Consider the following 9,409-nt stretch of genomic DNA (forward strand, 5'->3'; position numbering starts at 1 on the left):
CGCGGTGACGGCGCGCATCACGCGTCCCGCGCCAATTGCGCCAGTTCTTCGGCCTGCCGTTCCTGCTGCAGCCGCAGCACTAAGGGGTCGAGATCGCCCTCGACGATGTTCGGCAGGTCGTACAGCGTCAGCCCTTCCACGCGGTGGTCGGTGATCCGGCCCTGCGGGAAGTTGTAGGTACGGATGCGCTGGCTGCGGTCGCCGCTGCCCACCTGCAGCTTGCGGTCGGCGGCGGTGGCGGCAGCGCGCTTTTCCAGCTCGGCTTCCACCAGCATCGCCTGCAGGCGCTTCATCGCCTTGTCGCGGTTGGCGTGCTGGCTGCGTTCGGTCTGCGACTCCACCACCACGCCGCTCGGCACGTGGGTGATGCGGATCGCCGATTCGGTCTTGTTGACGTGCTGGCCGCCCGCGCCGGAGGAGCGGAAGGTGTCCACCTTCAGGTCGGCGGGATTGATGGTGACGTCGAAGTCGCCGGCTTCCAGCGCGATGATCGCCACCGTCGCCGCCGAGGTGTGGATGCGGCCCTGCGATTCGGTGGCCGGCACGCGCTGCACGCGGTGGGTGCCGGATTCGTATTTCAGCTTCGCGTAGGCGCCGTCGCCCTCGACGCGGGCGACGATTTCCTTGTAGCCGCCGTGCTCGCCCGGATTGGCGGATTCCACTTCGACCCGCCAGCCGTTGCGCTCGGCGTAGCGCGCGTACATGCGGAACAGGTCGCCGGCGAAGATCGCCGCCTCGTCGCCGCCGGTGCCGGCGCGCACTTCCAGGTACAGGCCGCCATCGTCGCGGGCGTCCTTCGGCACCAGTTGCGCCAGCAGTTCGCCTTCCAGCTGTTGCAGGCGGGCGGTGGCGGCTTCGATCTCGTCGTCGGCCAGTTCGCGCAGCTCGGGGTCGGCGCGCATCGCTTCGGCGGCGGCGAGATCGTCGCGGGCGCGCGCTTCCGCCGCCAGCGCGTCGGCCACCGGCTGCAGGTTCGAGAACTCGCGCGAAAGGCTGCGGAAGCGGGCCTGGTCGGACGCCACCGCCGGGTCGGCCAGCAGGCGCTCCACTTCCTCGCGCCGTTCCAGCAGCGCTTCGAGTTTGCGGCGCAGGGCGGGGGTCATGCGCTGGCGTCGTCCGCGTGCGCGGCCGGGAACATCCGCTCCGCCGCGCGCGCCAGTTCGGCGTCGCCGCTGCGCGCGGCCTCGCGCAGCGCCACCGTGGGCGCGTGCAGCAGGCGGTTGGTCAGGGTGTGGGCCAGCAGCTCCAGCGCCTGCTCCGGCGCCATCCCGGCGGCCAGCTGCGCGCGCGCCTTCGCCAGGGCGTCGGTGCGTGCCGCCTCGCCGTGTGCGCGCAGTTGCAGCAGCGGCTGCTGACGTCCGCTGGCCTGCCATTGCTCGACGAAGCGGGCGGTCTGCAGTTCGATGATCGCTTCGGCCTGCTCGGCGGCTTCGCGGCGGCTGCGGCGGTTGTCCTCGATGGCCCGTTCCAGGTCGTCGACGGTGTAGAGGAACACGTCGCGCAGGCCGGAGACGTCGTGGTCGATGTCGCGAGGCACCGCCAGGTCCAGCAGCAGCATCGGCCGGTGCTTGCGCGCGCGCAGCGCATGCTCGACCTGCGCGCGATGCAGGATCGGGGTGCGGCTGGCGGTGGCGGAAATCACGATGTCGGCTTCGGCCAGGTGCTTGTCCAGTTCGTCCAGCGGCAGCGCGATGCCGCCGTGGCGGCTGGCCAGCTCCTGCGCGTGGGCGAGGGTGCGGTTGGCGACCAGCAGTCGCTGCGCCCGGGCTTCGACCAGATGGCGCGCGGCCAGCTCGATGGTCTCGCCGGCGCCGATCAGCAGCACGGTCGAATCGCTCAGCCGCGCGAAGCTGTCCTGCGCCAGCCGCACCGCGGTGGAGGCGACGGACACGGGATTGGCGCCGATGCGGGTGTCGGTGCGGGTGCGCTTGGCGGTGGCGAAGGCCTGCTGGAACAGGCGGTCAAGCTGCCCGCCCAGCGTGCCGGCCTCGCGCGAGGCGGCCCACGCCTGCTTCACCTGGCCGAGGATCTGCGGCTCGCCCAGCACCAGCGAGTCCAGCCCGCTGGCGACCCGGAACAGGTGGCGCACGGCGTCGGCGTCGCGATGGCGGTACAGATAGGCGTCCAGGTCGCCGCCGGCCTCCGGGTGCGCGGCCAGCCAGCCGGCCAGCGCGCGCTCGTCGCCTTCGACGTGGGCGTACAGCTCGGTGCGGTTGCAGGTGGACAGCAGCACCGCCTCGTGCACTTCGGGCAGCGCGCGCAGCGAGGCCAGCGCCGGCGGCAGCGCGTCGGCGGCGAACGCCACCTTCTCGCGCAGGGCAACCGGCGCGGTCTGGTGGTTGATGCCGAGGACGTACAGGCTCATGGGGCGGGCAGGTGGAAAGCGGGCGGGAAGCTGGCGATGCGCGACGGATTCGTTCAGGCGCCTGCGCTAAGCTGCGGGCCCAATCGAACATTGTACCGGCCCGATCCATGCCCAACCCGCAACGCTCCGGTTCGCGCACGTTCCTGTTGGCCTTGCTGCTGGCCTGCGCGCCCGTCGCCATGGCCGGCAAGCCCGGCAACGCGCCGGTACGGATCGATCCGCTGGAGGCCAGCATGGCCGGGGAATTCGCGTTGCAGGGCGGGCAACTGCCGGAAGCGGCCCGCCACTATCTGGACGCCGCGCGCGCCGCGCAGGACCCGGTGCTGGCCGAGCGCGCCACCCGCATCGCCCTGTTGGCCGACCAGGACGCGTTGGCCCGCGACGCCTTCGGCGTCTGGCAGGCGCTGGCGCCGCAGTCGAGCGCGGACGCGCGGATGGTCGCCGCCAGCCTGGCCCTGCGCGCCGGTCAGAAGACTGCGGCGCGGCGCGAACTGCGCGCCCTGCTGACCGCGGACAAGGGCTGGCAGGAAGCGCTGGCCGCGCTGGCCGGCGCGGTGGGCAAGCAGCCGAAGCTGGTGGTGGCGATGCTGGGCGAGATCGTCGATCGCGGCGAGCTGCCTGATCAATTGCAGGCCTGGCTGGGCTTCGGCGGCCTGGCGCAGCGGCTGGAGCAGCCGAAGCTGGTGGATCGCATCGTCCAGCAGGTGGTGGCGCGCTTCCCCGGCGAGCCGCGCGTCGCCCTGCTGCGCGCGCAACTGCTGCGCGAGGGCGGCAAGCTGGCCGAGGCGCGCGTCGCGCTGGCCGGGCTGGAGGAGCCGGCGCGGCTGTCCCCGCCGCTGCGCTGGGCGCTGGCCGGCGAATACGAAGCGCTGGGCGATGCCGGCAAGGCCGCGCAGGTGCTGGCCTTCGGCGCCCAGGACGATGCCGCCTACGCACGCCGCGCGGCGCTGCTGGACAAGGCCGGCGACAAGGCAGGGCTGGCGGCGCTGTACGACGAACTCAAGCGCGGCGCCACTTCGCCCAATCCGATGCGCCGCCTGCTGCTGGGCCAGCTGGCCGAGCTGCTGCAGCGCTACGACGAGGCGCTGGGTTGGTACGCCAACGTCCCCGGCCAGCAGGCGCAGGGCATGGCGCGGCTGCGCGCGGCCAACGTGCTGCACGCGATGGGGCGCTCCGCGCAGGCCTACGAAGACCTGCACGCCATCCAGTCCGACGCGGCGGTGGACGACGACGCCCATCGCGACGGTTACCTGCTGGAAGCCGAGCTGCGGCAGAAGGACAAGGACGCCGCGGGCGAGCAGGACGCCTACGCGCGCGGCCTGGCGGCGCTGCCGGACAACCCGGAGCTGCTGTACGCCCGCGCGCTGATGTGGGAGCGGCAGGACCGCATCGGCAAGGCCGAGGCCGACCTGCGCCGGCTGCTGGTGATCGAGCCGGACAACGTGGCCGCGCTCAACGCGCTGGGCTACACCCTGGCCGACCGCACCGACCGCTACCGCGAGGCGCTGGAGCTGATCGACCGCGCCCGCGTGGCCGAGCCCGGCAACGCCGCGATCATCGACAGCTACGGCTGGGTGCTGTTCAAGCTCGGCAAGGCGCGCGCCGCGCTGGATCACCTGCGGCACGCCTACGCGTTGCAGGAAGACCCGGACATCGCCAGCCACCTCGGCCAGGTGCTGTGGGCGCTGGGCCAGAAGGACGAGGCGCGGCATTACTTCGACGCCGCGCGCAAGCTGGACCCGGACAACCGTTCGCTGCAGCGCGCGATGCAGGAGACGGGCGCATGAGGGCGCTGGCCGGCGTCGCGCTCACGACGCTGCTGTCCGGCTGCGCGAGCCTTGCGCCGCCGCTGTTGCGGCCGGTCGACCAGGCCGCCGCCGACTTCGCGCAGCGCGAGCGCGCGCAGGCGCTGGGCCTGGCCGAAGGCGACTGCGCCGCGCCGGGCTGGGCGATGGCCGGCCGGGTGGCGCTGTCCAACGGCAGGCAGGGCGGCAGCGGCCGGATCGAATGGGCCCAGGGCGCGGGCGGCACGCATCTGCAGCTGTCGGCGCCGGTAACCCGCCAGAGCTGGGTGCTGGACGTGGCGGCGGACGGCGCCGCCACCCTGCAGGGCGTGGCCGACGCGCCGCTGCGCGACGGCGACGCCGCGCGCCTGCTGCGCGAAACCACCGGCTGGGACATCCCGGTGTCCGCGCTGGGCTGCTGGTTGCGCGCGGTCGCGGCGGACGCGGGCCGGTTCGGGCCGGCGCAGACCGACTACGCCGCGGACCTGCTGCCGCGCCGGATCGAGCAGGGCGACTGGACCATCGACTACGCCGACTGGCAGCCCGACCCCTTCAGCCGCCTGCCGATGCCGGCGCGGATCGAGGCCCGCCGCGGCAGCAACCGGGTGCGGCTGGTGATCGACCGCTGGGGGCTGGAATGAGCGAGCCGCAGGGGCAGGGCGATCCGGCGCTGGACGGCTGGAGCGCCTGGCCGGCCCCGGCCAAGCTGAACCTGTTCCTGCACGTCACCGGCCGCCGTCCCGACGGCTACCACGCCCTGCAGACCGTGTTCCGCATCCTGGACTGGGGCGACACCGTGTTCCTGCGCCCGCGCGCCGACGGCGTCGTCGCCCGCGTCGGCGCGGGCGCGGCGGATGTGGCCGAAGCCGACGACCTGCTGGTGCGCGCGGCAAAACTGCTGCAATCGGAAGCCAACTGCGGCAAAGGTGCGGATATCCGCATCGAAAAGCGCATTCCCGTGGGCGGCGGGTTCGGCGGCGGTTCGTCCAACGCCGCCACCGCGCTGGTGGCGCTGGACCGGCTCTGGGGGCTGGCGCTGGGCGTGGACCGGCTGGCCGCGCTCGGGCTGGCGCTGGGCGCGGACGTGCCGGTGTTCGTGCGCGGCCGCAACGCCTGGGCGGAGGGCGTGGGCGAAGAGCTGGCCGCCGTCAAACTGCCTCCGGCCTGGTACGTGCTGGCCGATCCCGGCGTGCACGCCTCCACCGCCGCGTTGTTCCGATCTCCTGATTTGACGCGCGATGCGCCACCCGTGACAATAGCGGGCTTCCTTTCCGGAACCGCGCTCGACAACGCGTTCGAGCCGGTGCTGCGCCGCCGCGAACCGGCCGTCGAGGCCATGTTCCGGCTGCTTGCGCGCATCGGCACGCCGCGCTTGACGGGTTCGGGCAGCGGCTGCTTCGTCGAGTTCGCCACCCGCGAATCCGCCGAGGCCGCGCTGGCGGCGCTGCCGCCGGGCACGCCTGCCTGGCTGGCGCGCGGCGCGGAACGGTCGCCGCTGCTGGACGCGGTGGAGAAGCATCACTAGGGGCGTCGCCAAGTGGTTAAGGCACCGGGTTTTGATCCCGGCATTCGTAGGTTCGAATCCTTCCGCCCCTGCCAACCCGCGCATCCGCGCCCTGTCCATCGCCACTCAACCGCGGCCGTCGATATGCAAGACAACCCCAACTTGCTGGTCTTCTCGGGCAATGCCAACAAGGCGCTGGCCGATGCCGTCTGCCGCGAACTCGGCGTGCGCCAGGGCAAGGCGCTGGTCAGCCGCTTCTCCGACGGCGAAGTGCAGGTCGAGATCGAGGAGAGCGTGCGCCGGCAGGAGGTCTACGTCATCCAGCCGACCAACGCGCCGACCGCCGAGAACTTCATGGAGCTGCTGGTGCTGATCGACGCGCTCAAGCGCGCCTCGGCGGCCAGCGTCACCGCGGTGGTGCCGTACTTCGGCTACGCCCGCCAGGACCGCCGCCCGCGCTCCTCGCGCGTGCCGATCACCGCCAAGGTGGCGGCCAAGATGTTCGGCGCGGTGGACACCGACCGCGTGCTGACCGTGGACCTGCATGCCGACCAGATCCAGGGCTTCTTCGACTGCCCGGTGGACAACGTCTACGCCTCGCCGCTGCTGCTGGCGGACATCTGGCGCGCGCACGGCACCGACAACCTGATCGTGGTCTCGCCGGACGTCGGCGGCGTGGTGCGCGCGCGCGCCATCGCCAAGCGCCTGGACGACGCCGATCTCGCCATCATCGACAAGCGCCGCCCGCGCGCCAACGTCGCCACGGTGATGAACATCATCGGCGACGTCGAGGGCAAGACCTGCGTGCTGGTGGACGACATCGTCGACACCGCCGGCACCCTGTGCGCCGCCGCCAATGCGCTGAAGGAGCGCGGTGCGCGCAAGGTCGTCGCCTACTGCGTGCACCCGGTGCTGTCGGGTGCGGCGCTGGACAACCTCAACAAGTCCTCGCTCGACGAACTGGTGGTCACCGACACCATCGCGCTGTCGCCGGCCGCCAGGGCCTGCGCCAAGATCCGCCAGCTCAGCGTGGCCGAGCTGCTGGCCGAAACCATCCGCCGGATGGCGTTCGGCGAATCGGTCAGCTCGCTGTACGTCGATTGACGGCACCCATCCGCGCCGCCGGTCCGCCGGCGGCGCACCCCGCTCGATCTGGTCGCGGATCGAGTGTTTCCACCGCCGCGAGGCGGTTTCATCGCAACGAAAAGTGAGTCGCTGAAATGTCCGAACACACCATCAAGGCCACCAGCCGCAATGTCGAGGGGAAGGGTGCGAGCCGCCGCCTGCGTCATGCCGCCCAGCTGCCGGCCATCGTCTACGGCGGCAACGCCGCGCCCCAGTCCATCCAGATCGAGCACGAGCAGATCTGGCTGGCCAGCCACCACGAGTGGTTCTATTCGTCGATCCTGAACCTGGACGTCGACGGCAAGGTCGAGCAGGTCCTCCTGCGCGACATGCAGCGCCACCCGTACAAGCAGCTGATCATGCACCTGGACTTCCAGCGCGTCGACGCCAACCAGGCGCTGCGCACCAAGGTGCAGCTGCACTTCGTGAACCAGGAGAAGTCCCCGGCCGGCAAGACCGGCGGCGTGGTGATCATGCACGAGCTGACCGAAGTGGAAATCAGCTGCCTGCCGAAGAACCTGCCGGAAGCCATCGAAGTCGACCTGGCCGACCTGGCCGTCGGCGCGGTGGTCCACCTGTCCGACCTGAAGCTGCCGGCCGGCGTGGAAATCCCGGCGCTGAAGCTGGGCAAGGAACACGACGTGGCCGTCGTGGTCGCCAAGCACGGCAAGGAAGAGGCGGAAGCCACCGACGCGCCGGCCTCCGCCGAAGTGCCGGCGACCAAGGCCGCCAAGAAGGACGACAAGTAATCCTTCGATCCGGGCCGGCGCGGGTTTGCCTCGCGCCGGGCCGGAATCGCAGGCAGGCTGCTTCCGATGGCGGATCTTCGCCTCATCGTCGGACTGGGCAATCCCGGTACCGAACACGCCCGAACCCGGCACAACGCCGGGTTCTGGTTTGTTGACGCCCTGGCGGAGCGCGAGCGCGTCCGCTTCGGGCTGGAAAGCAAGCTGTTCGGCGAAACCGCGAAGGTGGACATCGCCGGCCGGAACGTCTGGCTGCTCAAGCCGGCCACCTTCATGAACCTGTCCGGCAAGTCGATCGCGGCGGCGCTGCGCTACTGGAAGATCGAGCCGGAGGAAATGCTGGTCGTCCACGACGAACTGGACCTGCTGCCCGGCGTGGCGCGGCTCAAGTTCGACGGCGGCCACGGCGGCCAGAACGGCCTGCGCGACGCCGTCCGCCTGCTCGGGCACGGCAAGTTCCACCGCCTGCGGATCGGCATCGGCCATCCCGGGCACAAGGATCGGGTCACGCCGTGGGTGCTGGGCAGGCCCGGCGCGGCCGACGAGGCGATGATCCTGCGCGCCATCGACGACGCGCAGGACGTGCTGCCGTTGGCGGTGCGGGGCGATTTCATGGATGCGATGACGCGGCTGCACACGCCGCGCCCGCAATAGATTTCTTTCGCGCGGCGGCGAGCCGCGCGGCAACGGAGCAAGACGCGACATGGGCATCAAATGCGGCATCGTCGGCCTGCCGAACGTCGGCAAGTCCACCCTGTTCAACGCGCTGACCAAGGCCGGCATCGCCGCCGCCAACTTCCCGTTCTGCACCATCGAGCCGAACGTGGGCGTGGTGCCGGTGCCGGACCCGCGCCTGAACGCGCTGGCGGAGATCATCAACCCGCAGAAGGTCGTGCCGACCGCGGTGGAGTTCGTGGACATCGCCGGCCTGGTCGCCGGCGCGGCCAGCGGCGAGGGGCTCGGCAACAAGTTCCTCGCCCACATCCGCGAAGTGGACGCGATCACCCACGTGGTGCGCTGCTTCGAGAACGACGACGTCATCCACGTCAACAACCGCATCGACCCGATCGCCGACATCGAGACCATCGACACCGAGCTGGCGCTGGCCGATCTCGAATCGGTGGACAAGGCCATCGCCCGCTACGAGCGCGTCGCCAAGGGCGGCGACAAGGATGCCAAGGCGAAGATCGAGGTGCTCGGCAAGCTGCGTGCCGCGCTCGACCAGGGCAAGGCCGCGCGCACGGTGGCGCTGGACGAGGACGAGAAGGCCGCCATCCGCGACCTGTTCCTGCTCACCCTGAAGCCGGTGATGTACGTCGCCAACGTGCTGGAAGACGGCTTCACGGACAATCCGCACCTCGACGCCGTGCGCGCCCGCGCGCAGGCCGAAGGCGCGCAGGTGGTGCCGGTGTGCGCCGCCATCGAGGAGGAGCTGAGCCAGCTTGACGACGCCGACCGCGACGATTTCCTCAAGGACCTGGGCCTGGACGAGCCGGGCCTGAACCGCGTCATCCGCGCCGCCTACGCGCTGCTGGGCCTGCAGACCTACTTCACCGCCGGCGTCAAGGAAGTGCGCGCGTGGACGGTCAAGGCCGGCGCCACCGCGCCGCAGGCCGCTGCGGTCATCCACACCGACTTCGAGAAGGGCTTCATCCGCGCCGAGACCATCGGCTACGACGACTTCATCAAGTACCGGGGCGAGGCGGGCGCGCGCGACGCCGGCCGCCTGCGGCTGGAAGGCAAGGAATACCGCGTGCAGGAAGGCGACATCCTGCACTTCCGCTTCAACGTGTGATCAACGTCTGACCCCGGCGGCGCCCGATCCGTTTTTCCTGCGAAAAAAGCGCGATCCGACCGTTGACAGGACGGAAAGCCGCCGCCAGAA

General features: G+C 71.3%; 9 protein-coding genes and 1 tRNA gene. 8 read left to right on the forward strand and 2 right to left on the reverse strand.

What is annotated here, in order from left to right; translation table 11 throughout:
* Positions 1–17: 17 nt before the first annotated feature.
* Complete coding sequence (gene prfA, locus H9L17_RS11960; protein ID WP_187569665.1) at positions 18–1,103, reverse strand: peptide chain release factor 1; 1,086 nt, start codon at positions 1,101–1,103, stop codon at positions 18–20.
* Positions 1,100–2,365 carry a glutamyl-tRNA reductase gene (gene hemA, locus H9L17_RS11965; protein ID WP_187569666.1) on the reverse strand — a complete coding sequence of 422 codons (1,266 nt, stop codon included), beginning with the start codon at positions 2,363–2,365 and terminating at the stop codon, positions 1,100–1,102. Before hemA ends, prfA begins: the two co-directional genes overlap by 4 nt.
* Positions 2,366–2,472: 107 nt before the next feature.
* Between hemA and H9L17_RS11970 the strand changes: the two genes are divergently transcribed.
* The 8 genes from H9L17_RS11970 (at position 2,473) to ychF (ending at position 9,319) form a co-directional block, all read left to right on the forward strand.
* On the forward strand, positions 2,473–4,152 hold the full coding sequence (locus tag H9L17_RS11970; RefSeq protein WP_187569667.1) for a tetratricopeptide repeat protein: 1,680 nt from the start codon (positions 2,473–2,475) through the stop codon (positions 4,150–4,152).
* On the forward strand, positions 4,149–4,790 hold the full coding sequence (gene lolB / locus H9L17_RS11975; protein ID WP_187569668.1) for a lipoprotein insertase outer membrane protein LolB: 642 nt from the start codon (positions 4,149–4,151) through the stop codon (positions 4,788–4,790). The genes H9L17_RS11970 and lolB overlap by 4 nt, the downstream gene beginning before the upstream one ends.
* Positions 4,787–5,674 carry a 4-(cytidine 5'-diphospho)-2-C-methyl-D-erythritol kinase gene (gene ispE / locus H9L17_RS11980; protein WP_187569669.1) on the forward strand — a complete coding sequence of 296 codons (888 nt, stop codon included), beginning with the start codon at positions 4,787–4,789 and terminating at the stop codon, positions 5,672–5,674. The genes lolB and ispE overlap by 4 nt, the downstream gene beginning before the upstream one ends.
* Positions 5,673–5,748: transfer RNA gene (locus tag H9L17_RS11985), tRNA-Gln, on the forward strand. Before ispE ends, H9L17_RS11985 begins: the two co-directional genes overlap by 2 nt.
* 49 nt (positions 5,749–5,797) lie before the next feature.
* Positions 5,798–6,757 (forward strand): ribose-phosphate diphosphokinase, encoded by a 960-nt coding sequence (locus H9L17_RS11990; RefSeq protein WP_187569670.1) that lies wholly within the window; start codon positions 5,798–5,800, stop codon positions 6,755–6,757.
* 116 nt (positions 6,758–6,873) lie between these two features.
* Entirely contained in the window at positions 6,874–7,527 is a 654-nt protein-coding gene (locus H9L17_RS11995; protein ID WP_187569671.1) for a 50S ribosomal protein L25/general stress protein Ctc, read from the forward strand.
* Between the two features lie 66 nt (positions 7,528–7,593).
* A complete protein-coding gene (pth, locus tag H9L17_RS12000; protein ID WP_187569672.1) occupies positions 7,594–8,178 on the forward strand; it encodes an aminoacyl-tRNA hydrolase in 585 nt (194 codons plus the stop codon).
* 49 nt (positions 8,179–8,227) lie between these two features.
* A complete protein-coding gene (ychF, locus tag H9L17_RS12005; RefSeq protein WP_187569673.1) occupies positions 8,228–9,319 on the forward strand; it encodes a redox-regulated ATPase YchF in 1,092 nt (363 codons plus the stop codon).
* Positions 9,320–9,409 lie beyond the last annotated feature (90 nt).

This window comes from Thermomonas brevis (genome assembly GCF_014395425.1).
Lineage (GTDB): Bacteria > Pseudomonadota > Gammaproteobacteria > Xanthomonadales > Xanthomonadaceae > Thermomonas > Thermomonas brevis.